Source organism: Burkholderia sp. BE17 (assembly GCF_009362305.1).
GTDB classification, from domain to species: Bacteria; Pseudomonadota; Gammaproteobacteria; order Burkholderiales; family Burkholderiaceae; genus Burkholderia; species Burkholderia pyrrocinia_C.
On record NZ_WHNU01000003.1, the window covers coordinates 49,142 to 69,955 of the forward strand.

At 67.7% G+C, this 20,814-nt stretch carries 16 protein-coding genes and 2 pseudogenes; 12 read left to right on the forward strand and 6 right to left on the reverse strand.

The features are described 5' to 3' along the window. Positions 1 to 29 precede the first annotated feature (29 nt). Positions 30 to 1,064 (reverse strand): LacI family DNA-binding transcriptional regulator, encoded by a 1,035-nt coding sequence (locus GD429_RS04135; RefSeq protein ID WP_152855804.1) that lies wholly within the window; start codon positions 1,062 to 1,064, stop codon positions 30 to 32. A gap of 189 nt (positions 1,065 to 1,253) precedes the next feature. Here GD429_RS04135 and GD429_RS04140 point away from each other — a divergent pair, with 189 nt between their 5' ends. The 5 genes from GD429_RS04140 (at position 1,254) to GD429_RS04160 (ending at position 7,589) form a co-directional block, all read left to right on the forward strand. After that, on the forward strand, positions 1,254 to 2,402 hold the full coding sequence (locus tag GD429_RS04140) for an ABC transporter ATP-binding protein (RefSeq protein ID WP_152855805.1): 1,149 nt from the start codon (positions 1,254 to 1,256) through the stop codon (positions 2,400 to 2,402). A 9-nt stretch (positions 2,403 to 2,411) separates the two neighbouring features. Next, entirely contained in the window at positions 2,412 to 4,397 is a 1,986-nt protein-coding gene (locus GD429_RS04145; protein WP_152855806.1) for a beta-galactosidase, read from the forward strand. 64 nt (positions 4,398 to 4,461) lie between these two features. Further along, positions 4,462 to 5,721, forward strand: coding sequence for an ABC transporter substrate-binding protein (locus GD429_RS04150; RefSeq protein WP_152855807.1), 1,260 nt, complete (start codon positions 4,462 to 4,464; stop codon positions 5,719 to 5,721). Positions 5,722 to 5,775: 54 nt separating this feature from the next. Beyond that, positions 5,776 to 6,720, forward strand: coding sequence for a sugar ABC transporter permease (locus tag GD429_RS04155; RefSeq protein WP_321574397.1), 945 nt, complete (start codon positions 5,776 to 5,778; stop codon positions 6,718 to 6,720). 17 nt (positions 6,721 to 6,737) lie between these two features. Continuing rightward, positions 6,738 to 7,589 (forward strand): carbohydrate ABC transporter permease, encoded by an 852-nt coding sequence (locus tag GD429_RS04160; protein WP_034181814.1) that lies wholly within the window; start codon positions 6,738 to 6,740, stop codon positions 7,587 to 7,589. Positions 7,590 to 7,900: 311 nt separating this feature from the next. Here the strand turns inward: GD429_RS04160 and GD429_RS04165 are convergent, their stop codons facing one another. Continuing rightward, the gene (locus GD429_RS04165; protein ID WP_152855808.1) at positions 7,901 to 8,299 is read right to left on the reverse strand and encodes a nuclear transport factor 2 family protein; all 399 of its coding nucleotides are present in this window, start codon (positions 8,297 to 8,299) and stop codon (positions 7,901 to 7,903) included. Positions 8,300 to 8,381: 82 nt separating this feature from the next. Between GD429_RS04165 and GD429_RS04170 the strand changes: the two genes are divergently transcribed. Beyond that, positions 8,382 to 9,323, forward strand: a complete 942-nt coding sequence (locus GD429_RS04170; RefSeq protein WP_152855809.1) for a LysR substrate-binding domain-containing protein — start codon at positions 8,382 to 8,384, stop codon at positions 9,321 to 9,323. Positions 9,324 to 9,503: 180 nt separating this feature from the next. On the opposite strand, the gene GD429_RS04175 is transcribed toward GD429_RS04170, so the two are convergent. The 4 genes and pseudogenes from GD429_RS04175 to glcC all read right to left on the reverse strand — a co-directional run bounded on the left by GD429_RS04175 (position 9,504) and on the right by glcC (position 11,905). After that, a complete protein-coding gene (locus GD429_RS04175) occupies positions 9,504 to 9,887 on the reverse strand; it encodes an ATP-dependent protease (RefSeq protein WP_152855810.1) in 384 nt (127 codons plus the stop codon). Between the two features lie 172 nt (positions 9,888 to 10,059). Further along, positions 10,060 to 10,331 (reverse strand): annotated as a pseudogene (locus GD429_RS41980) (ATP-dependent helicase); the annotation flags it as partial. Positions 10,332 to 10,447: 116 nt separating this feature from the next. Further along, positions 10,448 to 11,008: pseudogene (locus GD429_RS04190) on the reverse strand (DUF6306 domain-containing protein); the annotation flags it as partial. Between the two features lie 126 nt (positions 11,009 to 11,134). Then, positions 11,135 to 11,905, reverse strand: a complete 771-nt coding sequence (gene glcC, locus GD429_RS04195; RefSeq protein ID WP_152855812.1) for a transcriptional regulator GlcC — start codon at positions 11,903 to 11,905, stop codon at positions 11,135 to 11,137. Positions 11,906 to 12,129: 224 nt separating this feature from the next. Here glcC and glcD point away from each other — a divergent pair, with 224 nt between their 5' ends. From glcD to GD429_RS04225, 6 genes are all read left to right on the forward strand, one after another. Continuing rightward, positions 12,130 to 13,629, forward strand: coding sequence for a glycolate oxidase subunit GlcD (gene glcD, locus GD429_RS04200; protein WP_152855813.1), 1,500 nt, complete (start codon positions 12,130 to 12,132; stop codon positions 13,627 to 13,629). Next, entirely contained in the window at positions 13,629 to 14,705 is a 1,077-nt protein-coding gene (gene glcE, locus GD429_RS04205; protein WP_152855814.1) for a glycolate oxidase subunit GlcE, read from the forward strand. The genes glcD and glcE overlap by 1 nt, the downstream gene beginning before the upstream one ends. Before the next feature lie 19 nt (positions 14,706 to 14,724). Next, entirely contained in the window at positions 14,725 to 15,945 is a 1,221-nt protein-coding gene (gene glcF / locus GD429_RS04210; protein WP_152855815.1) for a glycolate oxidase subunit GlcF, read from the forward strand. A gap of 20 nt (positions 15,946 to 15,965) precedes the next feature. Next, positions 15,966 to 16,370 (forward strand): GlcG/HbpS family heme-binding protein, encoded by a 405-nt coding sequence (locus GD429_RS04215; protein WP_152855816.1) that lies wholly within the window; start codon positions 15,966 to 15,968, stop codon positions 16,368 to 16,370. Between the two features lie 44 nt (positions 16,371 to 16,414). Continuing rightward, on the forward strand, positions 16,415 to 18,589 hold the full coding sequence (locus GD429_RS04220) for a malate synthase G (RefSeq protein ID WP_152855817.1): 2,175 nt from the start codon (positions 16,415 to 16,417) through the stop codon (positions 18,587 to 18,589). Positions 18,590 to 19,198: 609 nt separating this feature from the next. Beyond that, positions 19,199 to 20,764: a sensor domain-containing diguanylate cyclase gene (locus tag GD429_RS04225; RefSeq protein WP_152855818.1), complete on the forward strand. Its 1,566-nt coding sequence runs from the start codon at positions 19,199 to 19,201 to the stop codon at positions 20,762 to 20,764. The last annotated feature ends 50 nt before the right edge of the window (positions 20,765 to 20,814 follow it).

Consider the following 20,814-nt stretch of genomic DNA (forward strand, 5'->3'; position numbering starts at 1 on the left):
GAAGCACTCGGCGCAACCACGCGCGCTATTTACCGCGTCGCGCTCCCACGCGGCACGCGGCCTGTCGTACCGCGCACCACCAGCCGCGGCAGCGACGCAGTCCGCACGCGCGACGCATCGTCGCTGCGGCCGCCCGCCTCGCGCAGCGCGTTGAGCAATTCGACCGCGAGGCCGGCAGCCTCGGCCGTCGGGATCGCGACGGTCGTCAGCGTGGGCCGCGTGTCGCTTGCCAGATGGATGTCGGTAATGCCGACGATCGACAGGTCGTCGGGCACGCGCCTGCCGCGATCGGCTGCCGCGTGCATCGCGCCGATCGCCGGCAGGTCGTTGGTGGCGACCAGCGCGGTCAGCCGCGGGTGAGCGTCGAGCAGCCGGCCCGCCGCGCGCACGCCGCCTTCGATCGAATCGTGCTCGGCCGCGACGATCGACGCGTCGAGCCCCGCTTCGCGCATCACGTCGACGAAACCGTCGTAGCGCGCCGCCTGCACGCCGCTCGCCGCTCCGCCGACGATCACGCCGATGCGCTCGTGCCCGAGTTCGAGCAGATGCCGCGTCGCGATCCGCCCCGCTTCGCGCAAATCGATGGCCACGCACGGCAATCCGTCGGGCGGCGCGTCGGGCCGCTCCCACAGGCACAGCACGACCGGCACGCCACGCCTCGCCACGTCGAGCAGATCCGGCAGGTGCAGGTTCGCGTTGGTCACGAGAATGCCTTCGGAGATCGTGCCGGCGATCTGGTCGAGGTACGCGCGCCCCTGCAACGGATCTTCGTTCGTATTGCAGACGATCAGGAACTGCCCGTTGCGGCGCACCGCGCGCTCGACCGCCAGCGCGAACTCCGGATAAAACGGGTTCGCGATGCTCGACACCATCAGCGCGACCGTCGGCGCGCGCCCTTCCGCCAGCGCCCGCGCGGCGAGATGCGGCCGATACCCGAGCGCCCGCACGGCTTCCAGCACCCGCGCGCGCGTGGCCTCGCCCACCCGGCCGCGGTCGCGCAGCACGTTCGATACCGTCGCGGCCGTCACGCCGGCGCGGCGCGCAACTTCATCCAGTGTCGCCATGGTTTGCTCACTATATGAGACGTCGATCCAGTATTTGCTTCGCTCACCGAAGCGGCGCACTATCGCCGCACACCTTGCCGCCCGACCATCGGGCGCGACTCGGCCGCGATCGCATCGCTTCTTTTTTTGATCGCGATGATTAAGCGCTTAAGCAAGCATGACGGCGCATTAAAACATGGAGCGGAGACAATGGCGAGCATCTCGATGCGACGCGTGCAGAAAGCCTATGGCGATCACGCGCCGGTCATTCGCGACGTCGATCTGGAGATCGGCGCGCACGAGTTCTGCGTGTTCCTCGGGCCGTCCGGATGCGGCAAGTCGACGCTGCTGCGCATGATTGCCGGGCTAGAGGACCTGAGCGCGGGCGAGCTGTCGATCGACGGCCGCCGCGTCGACGACGTGCCGGCCGCCGAGCGCGGCGTCGCGATGGTGTTCCAGAGCTACGCGCTGTTTCCGCACATGACGGTCTACGAGAACATGGCGTTCGGGCTGAAGCTCGCGCGCGTGCCGAAAGCCGAGATCGACCGGAAGGTGCGCGATGCGGCGCGCATCCTGCAGCTCGACACGCTGCTCGAGCGCAAGCCGAAGGCGCTGTCGGGCGGCCAGCGGCAGCGCGTCGCGATCGGCCGCGCGATCGTGCGCGAGCCCGGCGTGTTCCTGTTCGACGAACCGCTGTCGAATCTCGACGCGGCGCTGCGCGGCCAGACCCGCATCGAGATCGCGCGGCTGCACCGGCAGTTCGAACGCGCGAGCGTCGTCTACGTGACGCACGACCAGACCGAAGCAATGACGCTCGCCGACAAGATCGTGCTGCTGCACGCCGGCGCGGATACCGCGCAGCACGGCAGCATCGCGCAGGTCGGCGCGCCGCTCGACCTCTATCACCATCCGGCCAGCCGCTTCGTCGCCGGCTTCATCGGCTCGCCGCGTATGAACTTCCTGCCGGCCGTCGTCACCGCATCGGATGCCCGCCGCACGACCGTCACCGTCGCGCTTTCCGGCGAAACCTTCACGCTGCCGCGCGACGGCTCCGCGCTCCACGCCGGCGCAACCGTGACGCTCGGCATTCGCCCCGAGCACCTGACGCTCGGCGCCGCGCACGACGCGACGACGCTGGTGCGCGACGTCGCGCTCGTCGAACGCCTGGGCGAACAGACCTACGTGCACCTCGACCAGCCCGGCGGCGCGCCGCTGATCGCGAAGTTGCCCGGCGACGCACAGGTGCACGGCGGCGAACGCGTGCACGTGCATGCGCCGGCCGCGGCCTGCCATCTCTTCACCGAAGACGGCCGCGCGGTGCCCGCGTGCGCCGACCTCCACGTCCATCACTACGCTTAAGGATCGCGTATGCGCCTCGGAGTCTGCTATTACCCGGAACACTGGCCGGAATCGATGTGGGCGAACGACGCCCGCAGGATGAAAGCGCTCGGCATCGAGCAGGTGCGGATCGCCGAATTCGCATGGAGCCGCATCGAGCCGTCGCCGGGCGAATACGACTGGGGCTGGCTCGACCGCGCGGTCGACGTGCTCGGCGAGGCCGGCCTCGAGATCGTGATGTGCACGCCGACCGCGACGCCGCCGAAATGGCTGGTCGACCGCCATCCCGACATCCTCGCGATCGGCGCAGACGGTCGGCCGCGTGCGTTCGGTTCGCGCCGCCACTACGACTTCTCGTCGCCGACCTATCTCGAAGCGTCGCGCCGGATCTGCACGGCGGTCGCCGAACGCTACGGCCGCCATCCGGCCGTGCGCTACTGGCAGACCGACAACGAGCTGGGTTGCCACCAGACGGTCGTCAGCTACTCGCCGGCCGCGCTCGCGCGCTTTCGCGAATGGCTGAAGGCGCGCTACGGCACGATCGACACGCTGAACCGCGCGTGGGGCACCGTGTTCTGGAGCATGGAGTATCGCCACTTCGACGAAGTCGACGCGCCCGTCGGCACCGTGACCGAGGCCCATCCGTCGCACCGGCTCGACTACCGGCGCTTCGCGTCGGACGAGGTCGCGCGCTATCACCGGATGCAGGTCGACGTGATCCGCGCGCATTCGCCGGGCCGGCCGGTCGCGCACAACTTCATGCAGCTGTTCACCGAGTTCGATCACTACGAAGTGGCGCGCGACCTCGACGTCGCGACGTGGGACAGCTATCCGCTCGGCGCGCTCGAGGAGCAATGGTTCGGCTCGGACGTGAAGGCGCGCTGGCTGCGCACCGGCCATCCCGATTTCGCGTCGTTCAATCACGACGTGTATCGCGGCATGTCGAAGCTGCCGTTCTGGGTGATGGAGCAGCAGCCGGGGCCCGTGAACTGGGCGCATTGGAACCCCGCGCCGCTGCCGGGCATGGTGCGCCTGTGGAGCTGGGAAGCGTTCGCGCATGGCGCCGGCTGCGTGTCGTACTTCCGCTGGCGGCAGGCGCCGTTCGCGCAGGAGCAGATGCATGCGGGCCTGCACACGCCGGACGACCAGCTCGACGAAGGCGGCCGCGAGGCGCAACGCGTCGCGCGCGAGATCGCGGCCGTGCACGACGCCGGCGCCGATGCGGACGATCCGGTGCGCGCGCCCGTCGCGCTGATCTACGACTACGAGGCGAAGTGGCTGTTCGAAGTGCAGCCGCAGGGCGCCGATTTCCACTACCCGCGCTTCGCGTTCGAGTACTACTCGGCGCTGCGCTCGCTCGGCTTCGACGTCGACGTGGTCTCCGTGCATGCGCCGCTCGACGGCTATCGGCTCGTGGTCGTGCCGCCGCTGCCGATCGTGCCGGACGATTTCGCGGCACGGCTCGTCGCATCGGGCGCGCATGCCGTGTTCGGACCGCGTACCGGCTCGAAGACCGTCGACCTGCAGATTCCGCCGGCGCTGCCGCCCGGCCCGCTCGCGTCGATCCTGCCGATCCGCGTGTGGCGGGTCGAATCGCTGCGGCCGAACGTGACCGAACGGATCGACGGCACGCTGCGCGACGGCTCGCCGCTCGCGGGCGATGCGCGCCACTGGCGCGACTTCGTCGAGCTGCACGACGACACGCGCAGCGTCGTGCGTGCGCGCTTCGCCGACGGTCATCCGGCCTGCGTGTCGCATGGCACGGTTCACTATTGGGCCGCGCTGTTCGACGACGCGACCACCGCGCGACTGTTCGCCGATGTCGCGGCCGAAGCGGGCCTCGCGCCGACGCCGCTCGGCGACGGCGTGCGCGTGAGCCGGCGCGGCGGCCTGACCTACGTATTCAACTATGGCGACACGCCGCACACGATCGACGCGGTGCCGCCGTCGGCGTTCGTGCTCGGCGCCGCGCAGGTCGAGCCGCAAGGCGTCGCCGTGTATCGAAGCCGTTCGTAGCACCCCGCCACCGGCGCCGCGACGCACCGGTCACGCACAACGACACACAGGAATGGAGACAACCATGACACATCGCCCCCTTCGTGCCGCCGCCCGGCTCGCCGCGGCCGCCGCCATCGCGTTCGCTTCGTTCGGCGCCGCCGCGCCGGCAAGCGCCGGCACGCTGACCATCAACATCGCGTTCAAGGGCGCCAGCCAGCGCGCGGTCTGGCAATCGACGCTCGACGCGTTCCACAAGGCGCATCCCGACATCGACGTGAAGGCGACCTTCGTCGACGAGGAAGCGTACAAGGTGCAGCTCCCCGCGTGGCTCACGACCGTCGCGCCCGACGTCGTGAACTGGCACGCGGGCGAGCGGATGGCGTACTACGCGAAGCGCGGGCTGTTCGAGGACCTGAGCGGCGACTGGACGAAGAACGGCTGGGGCGCGATGTATGCGTCGACGCGCGACGCATCGTCGTATAACGGCAAGCAGTACGCGGCGCCGACCGTCTATTACTCGTGGGGGCTGTTCTACCGCAAGGACCTGTTCCGCAAGGTCGGCATCGCCGACGAGCCGAAAACGTGGGACCAGTTTCTCGATGCGTGCAAGAAGCTGAAGGCGGCCGGCATCACGCCGGTCGCGATCGGCGGCCGCGACGCGTGGACGCTCGCCGGCTGGTTCGACTATCTCGACCTGCGCCTGAACGGCAACGCGTTCCACCAGCAGCTGATGGCCGGCGAAGTGCCGTACACCGACCCGCGCGTGAAGAAGGTCTACACGACGTGGAAATCGCTGATCGATGCCGGCTACTTCATCGACAACGCGCTGTCCTACGATCTCGACGGCGCGCAGCCGTTCCTGTTCCAGGGCAAGGCCGCGATGATGCTGATGGGCACCTTCATCGCGGCGGGTTTCCCGCCGAACGTGAAACAGGAAATGGGCTACTACCGCTTCCCGATCATCGACCCGAAGGTGCCGACCGCCGAGGACGGCCCGGTCGAATCGCTGCACATCCCGACGAAGGCGAAGAACAAGGCCGACGCGCACACGTTCCTCGCCTTCGTCGAAACACCCGAGATGGGCGCGAAGCTCGCGGAGGGCCTCGGCTCGCTGTCGGCCAACAGCAAGTCGCCCGAGCCGGCCGATCCGATCTCGCGCATCGGCTTCCGGATTCTTGCCGACACGAAGGGCGGCGTCGCGCAGTTCTACGACCGCGACATGACGAAGGAAATGGCCGACGAAGGAATGAAGGGCATGCAGCAGTTCCTGGCCGATCCCGCGCAGCTCGATACGGTGCTCGCGCAGCTCGAACAGACCCGCAAGCGGATCTACAAGAAGTGACCGCGTGACCCAGCCGGCGGCCCTGTGCCGCCGCGTCAGTACAGGAGGCTTGCCGTGTCCAGTCCGATCACGTCCACCCCGCCCGCCGGCGCCGCGCCGCCGCCGCGCGGAGCATCCGCCGCCGCGCTGCCCGCGCGCCGCCCGTCGCCCGCCGTGCGGCGGCAACGGCGCGCCGCGTGGCTCTTTCTCGCGCCGGCCTGCGCGATGGTTGCCGTCTATGTGATCTGGCCGATCCTGTCGACGCTGTGGCTGAGCCTGTACAACTGGGACGGGATGACCGAGCGCAGCTTCGTCGGCCTCGCGAACTACGTCGAACTGCTGCACGCGCCGACGTTCTACACCGCGCTGCGCAACAACGTGATCTGGCTCGTGCTGTTCATGCTCGCGCCGCCGCTCGGCCTCGCACTCGCGCTGTATCTGAACCAGGCAGTCGGCGGCATCCGGCTCGTGAAATCGCTGTTCTTCGCGCCGTTCGTGCTGTCCGGCGTGGTCGTCGGCCTGATCTTCTCGTGGTTCTACGATCCGACGTTCGGGCTGCTCGCGTTGATCGCCGGGCACGGCATCCCGGTGCTCGGCGATGCGCGCTACGCGACGCTCGGCATCGTATTCGCCGCGCTGTGGCCGCAAACGGCTTACTGCATGATCCTGTACCTGACCGGCCTCACGTCGGTCAACCCGGAACAGATCGAGGCGGCGCGGATGGAAGGCGCGCGCGGCTTCGCGCTGCTGTGGCACGTCGTGCTGCCGCAACTGCGGCCGACCACCTTCATGGCGATCGTCGTCACGGTGATCGGCGCGCTGCGCAGCTTCGACCTGATCTCGGTGATGACGAGCGGCGGCCCGTTCGAGAGCTCGACCGTGCTTGCGTATTACATGTACGACCAGGCGATCAAGTACTACCGGCTCGGTTATTCCGCGTCGATCGCGGTCGTGCTGTTCGCGATCATGCTCGTCTACATCGTGTTCCAGTTGCGCCGCATGCTGCGCAACGAGCAATAACCCGACCGGTGGCCATCATGTTTCCGACTCCCGTTGCCCAATGGAAGCCCGTCTCGCGCCGGCTGTACAAGCTGTCGCTGCCCGTCGCGCTGCTGATCTGGCTGCTGCCGATGATCGCGGTGTTCGTCACGTCGGTGCGCTCGACCGAGGAACTGGTCGAAGGGCATTACTGGGGCTGGCCGCGACACTTCGCGATGGTCGAGAACTATCGCGACGCGCTGACGACGTCGCCGATGCTGCATTACTTCTGGAACAGCGTGCAGATCACCGTGCCGTCCGTGCTCGGCTCGATCGCGCTCGCGTCGATGGCCGGCTTCGCGCTCGCGACCTACCGGTTTCGCGGCAATGCCGCGCTGTTCGGCACGTTCGTCGCCGGCAACTTCGTGCCGGTGCAGGTGCTGATGATCCCGGTGCGCGACCTGTCGCTCCGGCTCGGCGTGTTCAATACCGTCGAAGCGCTGATCCTGTTCCACGTCGCGTTCCAGACCGGCTTCTGCACGCTGTTCCTGCGCAATTTCATCAAGCAGTTGCCGTTCGAGCTGATCGAGGCCGCGCGCATCGAGGGCGCGGGCGAATGGACGGTATTCTGGCGGATCGTGCTGCCGCTGATCCGGCCGGCGTTGGCTGCGCTCGCGATCCTCGTGTTCACGTTCGTGTGGAACGACTACTTCTGGGCGCTGTGTCTCACGCAAGGCGATGAAGCCGCGCCGATCACCGCGGGCGTCGCGGCGCTGAAGGGGCAGTGGACGACGTCGTGGAACCTGGTGTCGGCCGGCTCGATCCTCGCCGCGCTGCCGTCGGTCGCGATGTTCTTCGCGATGCAGAAGCATTTCGTCGCGGGGCTCACGTTCGGCGCGACGAAAGGCTGAGCGCGCGCCGATCGCGTTTTCGTATCTCCCCCTCCGCATCGTGAGGTTGCCCGCTTCGGCGGGCTTTTTTTGTTGCGGATTGGGGTGAATGTCGCTTGGCGAACCTAGCCCGCCATCCAGGCTTCAACGCCGTCAACGACCGCCGACAAGCAACTTCCGCCACCGGCCACATCGCTTTCGCACGCCGACTTCGCCGAGCAGAATTTTGATGCGCGCACAAAGCCTGAGCGACAACGTGCGCCGAAGTTTGACGTCATGCGGAGCAGCGCTCCGCAAACGCCAGCCTTCGGTATCGAGCGACATCGATTCGGCTACGCGTACTTGTCGCCGACCGTACTGCGAATCGGATGGGTGTCGTAGACGATGATCATCCGTTCGATGAGCCCCTCGATATCGAACTCGAACACGTCGACGCACTCGAAGTGCGCCACCGAACCGTCTTTCAGGGCCCAGTCGTAGATGAAGTAGCCTGTCGCACGTCGAGCCCCACTCGTGCTGACGCAGATATCGATCGGTGTAATCCTGCTTTCTCCCGACGCGGCAGCGACCTTCGAAAAGAAGGGCTCAGGGTGCATCCAGCCGAGAAACGGCGAGAAAATCTGCGCGTCCGGCGTAAACAGCGCGCAGATGGCACCGACATCGCCTCGCTCCAGTTCCCGAAGGTAGGCGCGAACCTGTTCCGTATATAGTGATTCCGACGTTGAGCCCAAAATTATCCTCCGATCATTCGTTGACCACCCCGTTCATGCGTAAGAACGGGGCATCCGGTAGACGCACGATAGCGACGCACCGATGACCGAACAATCGAAAAATTTGCAATCCGGGTATGCGGCGCATGCATATCCGCTGGCTGACCTGACGCGGCCTCTCCCGCCGTTGGCGGCGATTCAGTCATTCGTCGCTGCGGCGCAGCTCGGCAGCGTCAGCAAGGCCGCGGATCATCTATGCCGGACGCAAGGTGCAGTGAGCCGCCAGATACAGCAGTTGGAAACGCATTATCGATGCGCGCTCTTTGTGCGCCATGTATCGGGCCTGACGTTGACGGCAGAAGGAAATGCACTGCTGACGGTCGCGGTCAACGTGCTCACGCAATTGGCTCAGCACGCGGACTTCCATGCACGGGCGACCTCGGTTCTCACGTTGAAGTTGCCGTCCACGTTCGCCATTCGCTGGTTACTCCCGCGGCTGCCGGACATTCATCGCGCCATGAGCGGGACGGAGCTTCGTATTTCGACGTCCGCGGACGATACGCCGGATTTCACTACGTCCGACGTCGATGCCATCATTGTGCGAGGCACGGGACAGTGGACCGGTATGGAAGCGGTACAGCTGTTTGCCGAGATGCTCACGCCGATGTGCGCGCCCGCATTGGCGACATCGCTGCGATCCGTGGCCGACCTTGCGCATGTCGATTTGCTCCATCCCGGGCCCGGCCATGCAGAGTGGAGATGCTGGCTCGATCACGTTGGGGCACTCCAGATCGATGCGGGACGCGGACTCGTATTCGATACCCTCGAATTGACGCTCGCGGCATCGATGGAAGGTCACGGAATTGCAATCGGCGACCCACGAATGGCGAGAGACCGACTCCGTGCCGGAACTCTGGTGACACCGTTTGAGGATGTGGTTCAAGACGGCCTTTCCTACTTCCTCGTCTATCCGCCCCAACGTGCGGCACAACCGAAAATTCGAGCACTCGCCGACATCTTGCTACGACTTGCGCGAGAAGACTGATTGATAGGCGAGAGTCCGATACCTGGGTGGAGCCGACATTCAAATGCCCCCCAAAGTACAGGCGAATGACAGGATTTGGCCGGATGCCGCCCGACGCGTTCGGCTGTAGCCGACCCATTGCTGCCGGTCGAGCCGTTGTACCTCCGAGGGCGAGTGTCGGAGCACAACGGGCACCAATGGTCAGAGATCTCCGCGCACTTCACCGGTTCCCAGCACGCTCCGCTGCCGGTTGACTTCCGCCCAAAGCTCATCGCTGTCGTCGTCGCGCAGCACGACCATCCAGTCCAGTTGATCGTCGGTCACGCCGAAGTACTCCAGAATTTCCCGCCGAACCGCACCGACGAACTGCGCGTATTCCGGGGTCGCCTGCGCCTGCGCGTGCAGGGCGTCGTATGCTGCATCGTCCGCGCCGCCGCCGTGCTCGTCGATATAGCGCGAGATCCACTGGTCGCGTTCGTGGTCGTAATCGGCCTCGGCGCGCATCGCTTGCACAGCCGTGTAGAAATCCAGTTGGGCAAACCCGGCGATCGCCGCCGTTGTCGCCTCGTCGAATGTCGTCGTCATTCCATCTCTCACTTCAGTCATGGCACATCATCGGTAACGCCGGGAAGCCCCTATCGCGGGCGGTTTCAGGTCGTTAGCGAGAAAACCGGCAGTCCTGTTCCGAACCACCCGTATTCGTTCACTGCATCGGACGGGTCATCGTATCAGGCACTTTGAACGGGAAGGATTCAGGCTACCTGGACGGTTTACCAGGTTTGCCACGACCACCAGCCGATTTGCCTGCCGGCTTCCCCGCCTGCGGCTTGCCGGCCGGTTTGCTGCGCGGCTTCTGCACGCTGAACGGGCTACCGATGGTGTAGTCCGTTCCCGTGCCGACGACTGGCTTCACAGCGCCGCAGACTTGCGCTTGCCTTCACCACCTTGCGTATGCGGCTTCTTGCCCGGCGCTTGCTTGGCGACCGGCGCAGCTTGCGGCACCTTGGGCTTCTTCGGTTTCCTTGGCCTGCACCGGCGTGGCTGTCTGGTAATTGCGGCCCGCAGATTACACAGCAACGGCTCGATCAGGCCAAGCGAGGCAAAAGACATGGACGTGTACCGGGCCAAAACCGCAATTCTAGCGGTTACCGCGCCGGCCAGGCCCCGCCCGTGCCGCCGCGCAAGCGCACATCCACCGCGCCGATATTCTTCTCGTGTGCGACCAGCATCAGCGACAGCGCGTGATGCATATCCCGATCGGCGAGCGTCGGCAGCAACGTCTGCAGCTTGCGCACGACCCAGCGCTGGCCGCGATTCAGGAACGCCATGCGCTCCGCCAGATCGTCGATCGCCATCGCTTTCTCGTAGAACGCGCCGGTGGCGCGCGTTGGAACCGCGTCGAGCGACCGGATCGCGTCGACGAGCACGCCGCACCAGTGTGCTTCGTCCTGACGGATATGTGCGATCAGCCGATGCAGTTCGGGGGCGTCCGTCACCTCGGCCGCCGTCTCGGAAGCGACACGCGCGCCCGCGCGCTCGGCCTCCAGCAGTTCGTCGAGCGCCGCCAGCAGCGCGGTGCGGCGTTCATGCGGAATCTGGACGGCGCGGGCGTCGGGCCCGTCACCACGCGTCGGAATCGACATGCGGCATCCTCCTTTCAGTATCGGCGGCGCGTCACGCTCGACGGCTCGAAACGCGTGTCGCGCGGATGTGCGCAGGTCATGACGAGGCGCACATCCAATAGATCACACTGTGACATATTAGATTGTGGCGCCGCATCGTCAACGCACTTTGCTTGACTCTCATCATCGCGCGAACGATCCGGCGCCCGCTCACGTCCACCCTTCGAGCCGCAACGTCGAACGCACGAGCCGCTGCTCCTCCTGCTCGATCTCGCGCAGATACTCGACGCACTGGCGGATATGTTCGCTCGCGGCCTTGCGCGCCTGCTCGGGCAGCCGCCCCGTGACCGCGTTGTAGAGCCGCGCATGCTGCCGGTCGATCTGCTTCTTCAGCGGCTCGCGGTGATAGAGGTTGTTCACCGACGCGAACACCGAACTGAGCAGCAGGTCGGTCAGCGACTGCAGCGTGTTGACGAGCACGGGGTTGTGCGACGCCTCGCAGATCGCGAGATGGAACGCATGGTCGAGCTTCGCACGCGCGGCGGGATCGAGATCCTGCGCGTCGGCCGCCGTCATTTCGTCGTAGCGGCGCTTGATCAGGATGAAATCGGCCGGCGTGCCGCGCAACGCGGCGAGCCGCGCGGCCTCGGCCTCGAGCATCCCGCGCACCTCGAACAGGTCGTACAGCGTGCGCGGCTGCGAGCCGAGCAGATGCATCATCGGCGTGATTTCGCGCTGCGGGGTCAGGCTCGCGACGAACGAACCCTTGCCGTGCATCGTGTCGATGATCCCGCGCGCGTGCAGCAGCTTCATTCCTTCGCGCACGGCCGTGCGCGACACGCCGAGCTTCTCGGTCAGCCGCCGTTCGGACGGCAGCGCCTGCCCGGCCTTCAGCACGCCGTCGACGATCAGCTTCTCGATCCGCTCGGCGACGACGTCGGCCACGCGCCGCGCCGGCCCTTCTCGATCCTGCATTTCCATACTGGTACGACCACTTTTGACGGATATCGGAGATTTTCGCACGAAGCCTTGTCGTGATTGGGTTTTCTGGTTCTATCCATAGCAGCTTCCAGGTGGCCGCCCAAAAACTGGTATGACCACGCAGAAGACGTCTGGACAGGCGCGCCTGGCCCGCCAAGAATCCCGTCCATCCGGCGTGTCGCGCGTCGCGCGGCCGCCCGCATGGTGGAGACGGAGACAGACCGATGAGTTTCATCTACGACGAACGGATCGACGGCCCGCTGGCGACCGTCGGCCGCGACACGCTCGTCGCCGCGCTGCACGCGGCGGCGCCCGGCCTCGACGTGCTGCACGAACGCGAGGCGCTCAAGCCGTTCGAATGCGACGGCCTCGCCGCCTACCGCACGGTGCCGCTCGCGGTCGTGCTGCCCGACACGGTCGAGCAGGTGCGCGCGGTGCTGCGCGTCGCGGCCGCGCACCGCGTGCCGGTGGTGGCGCGCGGCGCGGGCACAGGGCTGTCGGGCGGCGCGATGCCGCTCGAAAAAGGCATCCTGCTCGTGATGGCGAAGTTCAACCGGATTCTCGACATCGACCCCGACGCCGGCACCGCGCGCGTGCAACCCGGCGTGCGCAACCTCGCGATCTCGCAGGCGGCCGCGCCGCACGGCCTCTACTACGCGCCCGATCCGTCGTCGCAGATCGCATGCTCGATCGGCGGCAACGTCGCCGAAAACGCGGGCGGCGTGCACTGCCTGAAATACGGGCTCACGGTGCACAACATCCTGAAGGTCGAGATCCTGACGATCGACGGCGACACGCTCACGCTCGGCGCCGATTCACTCGATGCGCCCGGCTTCGACCTGCTCGCGCTGTTCACCGGCTCCGAAGGGATGCTCGGCATCGTCACCGAAGTCACCGTGAAGCTGCTGCCGAAACCGCCGTGCGTGAAGGTGCTGATGGCAAGCTTCGACGACGTCGCCGAGGCCGGCGCGGCGGTCGCGCGAATCATCGGCGCGGGCGTGATTCCGGGCGGCCTCGAGATGATGGACAACCTCGCGATCCGCGCGGCCGAGGATTTCATTCACGCGGGCTACCCGGTCGATGCGCAGGCGATCCTGCTGTGCGAACTCGACGGCGCGGCAAGCGACGTCGACGAGGACGCCGAACGCGTCGCCGCGCTGCTGCGCGACGCGGGCGCAACCGAGATCCGCGTCGCACGCGACGAGGCCGAGCGCCAGCGCTTCTGGGCCGGCCGCAAGAATGCGTTCCCCGCGGTCGGCCGCATGTCGCCCGACTACTACTGCATGGACGGCACGATCCCGCGCCGCGAGCTGCCGCGCGTGCTCGAAGGGATCGCCGCGCTGTCCGCCGAATACGGGCTGCCGGTCGCGAACGTGTTCCATGCGGGCGACGGCAACATGCACCCGCTGATCCTGTTCGACGCGAACCGGCCCGGCGAGCTCGACCGCGCGGAAGCGCTCGGCGGCCGGATCCTCGAGCTGTGCGTCGCCGCGGGCGGCAGCATCACCGGCGAGCACGGTGTCGGGCGCGAGAAGATCAACCAGATGTGCGTGCAGTTCAACGCCGACGAAATCACGTTCTTCCACGCGGTGAAGGCCGCGTTCGATCCGCAGGGGCTGCTCAATCCCGGCAAGAACATCCCGACGCTGCACCGCTGCGCCGAATTCGGCGCGATGCACGTCCATCACGGCAAGCTGCCGTTTCCCGAACTGGAGCGCTTCTGATGCGACGCGAAATCGAATCGATCGACGACAGCGCGGCGCTCGTCGCACAGGTCGACGCCGCACTCCGCGACCGCCAGCCGCTGCACGTCCGCGGCGCCGGCACCAAGGCTTTCCTCGGCCGCCCCGTCGAAGGCCGCACGCTCGACGTGCGCACGCATCGCGGCGTCGTCGCGTACGACCCGACCGAGCTCGTCGTCACCGCACGCGCGGGCACGCCGCTCGCCGATCTCGAAGCGATGCTCGACTCGGCCGGCCAGATGCTGCCGTGCGAGCCGCCCGCGTTCGGCGGCGCGGCGACGGTCGGCGGTATGTTCGCGGCGGCGCTGTCGGGGCCGCGCCGCCCCTGGGCCGGCGCGGTGCGCGACTTCGTGCTCGGCTGCCGCGTGATCACCGGCCACGCGAAGCACCTGCGCTTCGGCGGCGAGGTGATGAAGAACGTCGCGGGCTACGACGTATCGCGGCTGCTCGCCGGCAGCTTCGGCTGCCTCGGCGTCGTGACCGAGGTGTCGCTGAAGGTGCTGCCGAAGCCGCGCGCGACGGGCGATCTGGCGTTGCCGCTCGCTGCCGGCGAAGCCGTGCAGCGCGTCGCCGCGTGGCGGCGCGCGGGGCTGCCGCTCGCGGGCGCATGCCACGCCGACGGTGTGCTGCGCGTGCGGATCGAAGGCGGCGAGGGCTCGGTGAAGGCCGCGCGCGACACGATCGGCGGCGACCGGATGGACGACGCCGGCGACGCGTTCTGGGCACGGCTGCGCGATCTCGCGCTGCCGTTCTTCGACGATCCGCGCCCGCTGTGGCGCGTGTCGGTGCCGGCCGCCGCACCGCTCGACGCGTTGCCCAGCGCGCTGCTCGCCGACTGGGGCGGTGCACAGCGCTGGCTGAAGAGCGATGCCGCGCCGGCCGACGTGCAGCGGCTCGCCGCGCAATGGGGCGGCCACGCGACCTGCTTCACGCCGGGCACGACACACGAGCCGTTCCAGCCGCTGCCGAGCGCACTGCTGCGCGTGCACCGGCAGCTCAAGGCGCAGCTCGACCCGCACGCGATTTTCAATCCCGGGCGCCTGTACGCCGACCTCTGACCTTCGAAGCGACCCGCCGATGCAAACCAATCTCAGTGAAGCAAGCAAGGCCCTCGCCCGGGCCGACGAAGCGGAAGCGATCCTGCGCGCGTGCGTGCACTGCGGCTTCTGCAATGCGACCTGCCCGACCTACCAGGTGCTCGGCAACGAGCTCGACGGGCCGCGCGGCCGCATCTACCTGATCAAGCAACTGCTCGAAGGCGAGCCGTGCGGCGAGCGCACGCAGCAGCATCTCGACCGCTGCCTGACCTGCCGCAACTGCGAGACGACCTGCCCGTCCGGCGTGCGCTACCACACGCTGCTCGACATCGGCCGCGCGGAAGCCGAGAAGCGCGCGCAGCGTCCCGCGCGCGAGCGCCTGCTGCGCGCGGGGCTGCGGCACGTCGTGCCGCGCCCGGCGACGTTCGCCGCATTGCTGAAGGCGGGCCGCGCGCTGCGCCCGCTGCTGCCCGGCGCGCTGCAGGACAAGATCCCGGCCGCCGTGCCCGCGGCCGCACCGCGCCCGGCCGTGCGTCACGCGCGGCGCGTGCTGATGCTCGAGGGCTGCGTGCAGCCCGCGCTGTCGCCGAACACCAATGCGGCCGCCGCGCGCGTGCTCGACCGGCTCGGCATCAGCGTGAGCCCGGCGCGCGAGGCCGGCTGCTGCGGTGCGACCGAATATCACCTGAACGCACAGGACGCGGGCCTCGCCCGCGCACGCCGCAACATCGACGCATGGTGGCCCGCGATCGAAGCCGGCGCGGAAGCGATCGTGCTGACGGCGAGCGGCTGCGGCGCATTCGTCAAGGAATACGGCGACCTGCTGCGCTCCGACCCCGTCTATGCGGAGAAGGCGCGGCGCGTCAGCGCACTCGCGCGCGATCTCGCCGAGGTGATCGCGGCCGAGCCGCTCGATGCGCTGGCCGATGCGACGCCACGCCGCGTCGCGGTCCACTGCCCGTGCACGCTGCAACACGCGCAGCGTCTCGGCGGCGCGGTCGAAAGCATCCTGACGCGGCTCGGCTTCGATCTGACGAATGTCGCCGACGGCCATCTGTGCTGCGGCTCGGCCGGCACGTATTCGCTGACGCAGCCCGAACTCGCGACGAAACTGCGCGACAACAAGCTCGACGCGCTGGAAGCCGCGCGGCCGGACCTGATTGTCACGGCCAACGTCGGCTGCCAGACTCACCTGAACGGCGCGGGCCGCACGCCCGTGCGCCACTGGATCGAGCTCGTCGACAACCGGCTCGTCAACTGATCTGGTTCCGGAGGACATCCATGCAGACGAAACCCGAACTCGAACTCGCCGATGCCGACCGCATGCTCGCCGCCGCCCGCACGGAAGCGGAACGCCACGGCTGGGCCGTGTCGATCGCCGTCGTCGACGACGGCGGCCACCTGCTCGCGTTCGCGCGGCTGGACGGCGCATCGCCGGCCAGCGCGACCATCGCGCAGGACAAGGCGCGCGCGGCGGCGCTCGGCCGTCGCGAGACGAAGGCGTATGAGGATATGATCAACGGTGGCCGCACCGCGTTTCTGAGCGCGCCGCTGACGGGGTTGCTCGAAGGCGGCGTGCCGATCACGGTCGACGGCCGGATCGCAGGCGCGATCGGTGTGTCTGGCGTAAAGTCCGAACAGGACGCGCAGATCGCCCGCGCCGGTACACAAAGCGTCGTGGCATAGCCAGCCAACGCGCGCGCGTTTTTCATTCCCCGGGAGGAATCACGATGATCGACCAAGCAGGACTGCAAGTCGCGCCAGCGCTGAGCCAGTTCATTGAAAACGAAGCGCTGCCGGGCACCGGCATCGACAAGGCCGCGTTCTGGAGCGGTTTCTCGGCCCTGGTGCACGATCTGGCGCCGCGCAACCGCGAACTGCTCGCGGAACGCGACCGCCTGCAGCAGGAACTCGACGCGTGGCATCGCGCGCACCCCGGCCCGGTACGCGACCATGCCGCTTATCGCGCGTTCCTCGAAAAAATCGGCTACCTCGTGCCGGTCCCGTCGAACGTCGCGGCAGCCACCGCGAACGTCGACAGCGAGATCGCCACGCAGGCCGGCCCGCAACTCGTCGTGCCGCTGTCGAACGCGCGCTACGCGCTGAACGCCGCGAACGCCCGCTGGGGCAGCCTGTACGACGCGCTGTACGGCACCGACGCGCTGCCCGAGGACGGCGGCGCCGAACGCACCGCGACCTACAACCCGACGCGCGGTCAGCGCGTGATCGACTATGCGCGCGACGTGCTCGACAACGCGGCGCCGCTCGCGAGCGGCTCGCACCGCGATGCGCTGCGCTACCGCGTGCAGGACGGCCAGCTCGCCGTCGAAACCGGGAAGGGTGTCGTGCATCTCGCGCAGCCGACGCAGTTCGTCGGCTACCAGGGCACGGCCGACGCACCGTCAGCGATCCTGCTGAAGCACAACGGCCTGCACATCGAGATCCAGATCGACGCATCGACGCCGATCGGCCGCGCCGATCTCGCGAACGTGAAGGACGTCGTGCTCGAAGCCGCGGTCAGCACGATCATCGACTGCGAGGATTCGGTCGCGGCGGTCGACGCCGACGACAAGGTCCAGCTCTACCGCAACTGGCTCGGCCTGATGCAGGGCACGCTGGTCGAGGAAGTCGCGAAGGGCGGCAAGCGTTTCACGCGCCGCCTGAACGCCGACCGCGAGTACACGACGCCGGCCGGCGGCACGCTGTCGCTGCACGGCCGCTCGCTGCTGTTCGTGCGCAACGTCGGCCACCTGATGACCAACGGCGCGGTGCTCGACCGCGACGGCAACGAGATTCCGGAAGGGATCCTCGACGGCGTCGTCACGACGCTGTGCGCGCTGCACGACCTGAAGGCGAAGCGTAACTCGCGCACGGGCTCGATCTACATCGTGAAGCCGAAGATGCACGGCCCGGTCGAAGTCGCGTTCGCCGATACGCTGTTCGCGCGCATCGAGGATCTGTACGGCCTGCCGCGCAACACGCTGAAGATGGGCATCATGGACGAGGAGCGCCGCACCAGCGTGAACCTCGCCGCGTGCATCGCGGCGGCCGCCGCGCGGGTCGCGTTCATCAACACCGGCTTCCTCGACCGCACCGGCGACGAGATGCACACCGCGATGGAAGCGGGCCCGATGATCCGCAAGGGCGACATGAAGTCGTCGGCCTGGATCACGTCGTACGAGCGTAACAACGTGCTCGCGGGCCTGTCGGCCGGCCTGCGCGGCCGCGCGCAGATCGGCAAGGGCATGTGGGCGATGCCGGACCTGATGCACGCGATGCTCGAGCAGAAGATCGCGCATCCGCGCGCGGGTGCGAACACCGCGTGGGTGCCGTCGCCGACCGCCGCGACGCTGCACGCGCTGCACTACCACCTCGTCGACGTGCAGGCCGTCCAGCAGGCGCTCGAAAAGACGCCGTACGCGAGCGAGCGCGACACGCTGCTCGAAGGCCTGCTGACCGTGCCGGTCGTCGAGCGCGCCGAATGGAGCGAAGACGAGATCCTGCACGAGGTCGAGAACAACGCGCAGGGCATCCTCGGCTACGTCGTGCGCTGGGTCGAACAGGGTGTCGGCTGCTCGAAGGTGCCGGACATCCACGACGTCGGCCTGATGGAAGACCGCGCGACGCTGCGCATTTCGAGCCAGCACATCGCGAACTGGCTGCGCCACGGCGTGATCACCGAGGCCTTCGTGCTCGACGTGTTCAAGCGGATGGCGCGCGTCGTCGACCAGCAGAACGCCGGCGACCCGAACTATCGCCCGATGGCGCCCGGCTACGACCAGTCGACCGCGTTCAAGGCCGCGTGCGCGCTCGCGCTGCAGGGCACGTCGCAGCCGAGCGGCTATACCGAGCCGCTGCTGCACCGGTTCCGGCTCGCGTTCAAGGCGCAACAGCACGGCGCCTGAGCATGCGCATGCGGGGCCCGCCCCGCATGCAGGGGGCCCGTACGCCGGGAATCCGTACACCGGGAGCCCGTATGCCGGCTTCACGAAACGGGCGGCCTTCATGGCCGCCCGTTTTCATTTTTACGGTCGCACGACCGTTGAAACGGTATGTTGAAACCGATAATCGGCGCATATCGCGCGCTTTCACGTTTCGCATGCGCCGGCCGTTAAACTGCCGGAATCGGCGGCCGTGCGCCGCGCACCCGCACCCGCCTCGAAGCAAAGCCTTGCACAGCAACGATCTTCCCGATATTGGCAAGCCCGGGATTTCACCGTAATTTGACCCGGATCAACGGGTCGCAACATTTTCCGCGCACACGAATGCGCGCGTTATACTCCGTTGAATCCGCTCCGCCCGATTCGTCGGATCGTAGAATCGCGGCAGATGCCACCAATGAATTCAGGATTTACCGGTATATCTGGCTGCGATTACCGATAATCGGTGTCCATTTTCTCCGCCGGGAGAGAAAGAGGCGCCGGAAGGGCCGCGCATCGGATCGCTGCCGACACGTCATACGAACAATCGCATCGGCCCGCCGCCTGGCGACGATGCCCATCGATCCACGGACCATGGCAGAAACCGACTACGCAATGCCCAGCGAACCCGGCCGGACAAGCCGTGTCGCCGCTCATTTGCGCCGGTTCCTGCTGCCGCACCTGATCTTCTATACGGGGCTGCTGATCGCGCTGGTCCTGCTGCTCCTGTGCGGGGTCCTGCTGTATGAAGGCCGCATCGACGCGCGCGACCGCTCGCGCACGATGCAGCAAAACCTCGCGCTGATGGCGTCGTGGGACATCGAGCGCAACATCGAAATCTATTCGCTGTCGCTGCAGGCCGTCGTCGAAGGCGCGAACGACCCCGCGGTCATTGCGCTGCCGATGCCGCTGCGCCGCCAGGTGCTGTTCGACCGCGCGACGACGGCCAAGTACCTCGGCGGCATCTACGTGCTCGACGCAAAGGGCGACATCGCGGTCGACGGCATGAGCGACGTGCCGCGCAAGGCCAACTTCGGCGACGAGCCGTATTTCACCATCCACCGCGACCACCCCGACGTCGGCCTGTACGTGAGCAACCCGTACCATTCGCGGCTGCGCGGCGGCTCGCCGAGCATCGCGCTCAGCCGGCGGATCACGAAGCCCGACGGGTCGTTCGGCGGCGTCGCGGTGATGTCGATCCGGCTCGAATATTTCCAGAACCTGTTCTCGCGCCTGTCGCTCGGCGACCGCGGCTCGGTCGCGCTGATCAACACGCGCGGCCTGATGCTCGCGCGCGAACCGTACGACCCGAAGATCGTCGGCCGCGACATCAGCCGCGCCAGCACGTTCCGGCATTTCATGACCGCCAGCGAAGGCAGCTTCGCCGACACCGCGACGATCGACGGCGTACGACGCCTGTACGTGTTCCGGCACCTCGATCACCTGCCGCTCATCGTCATGGTCGCGCGCTCGGAAGCGGACACCTACGCCGCGTGGTACGACCGTGCGATTCCGATCGGCTCCGCGATGGTCGCGCTCGCGATCGGCTTCGTCGGCCTGTCTCTGCTGCTCGACGTGCAGCTGCGCAAGCGCCATCGCGCGGAAACCGAGCTGCAGGCGCTCGCGCGCACCGACGGCCTCACGGGCCTCGACAACCGCCGGATGCTCGACGTCACGCTCGCGCGCGAATGGCGCCGCGCCGCGCGCTCGCAGCATGCGCTGTCGCTGCTGTTCATCGACGTCGATTACTTCAAGCGCTACAACGACACGCAGGGCCACCAGGCCGGCGACGACGCGCTCGCCGCGGTCGGCCATTGCATCAGCGGCTGCCTGCGCCGCCCGGCCGACTATGCGGCGCGCTACGGCGGCGAGGAGTTCGTCGTGGTGCTGCCCGACGTCGACACGGACGGCGCGGTGACGATCGCCGAGACGATCCGCACGGGCGTCCTCGATCTCGGCATCCGGCACGACGCCGGCGCGGCCGGCCGCCTGACGGTCAGCATCGGCGTGACGACGAGCTATCCCGAACTCGACGACGACATGCAGGCCGCGCTGAAGCTCGCCGACGATGCGCTGTATCGCGCGAAGGAAGGCGGCCGCGACCGCATCGTCGTACTGACGCCCGCGTCTCCCGACCATCTCGAGTCGCGGCGGGCCTGAGCGCCCGGCCACCTGAGCCGCGGCGGGGCGGCCGCCCGGTCGCAGCCGCC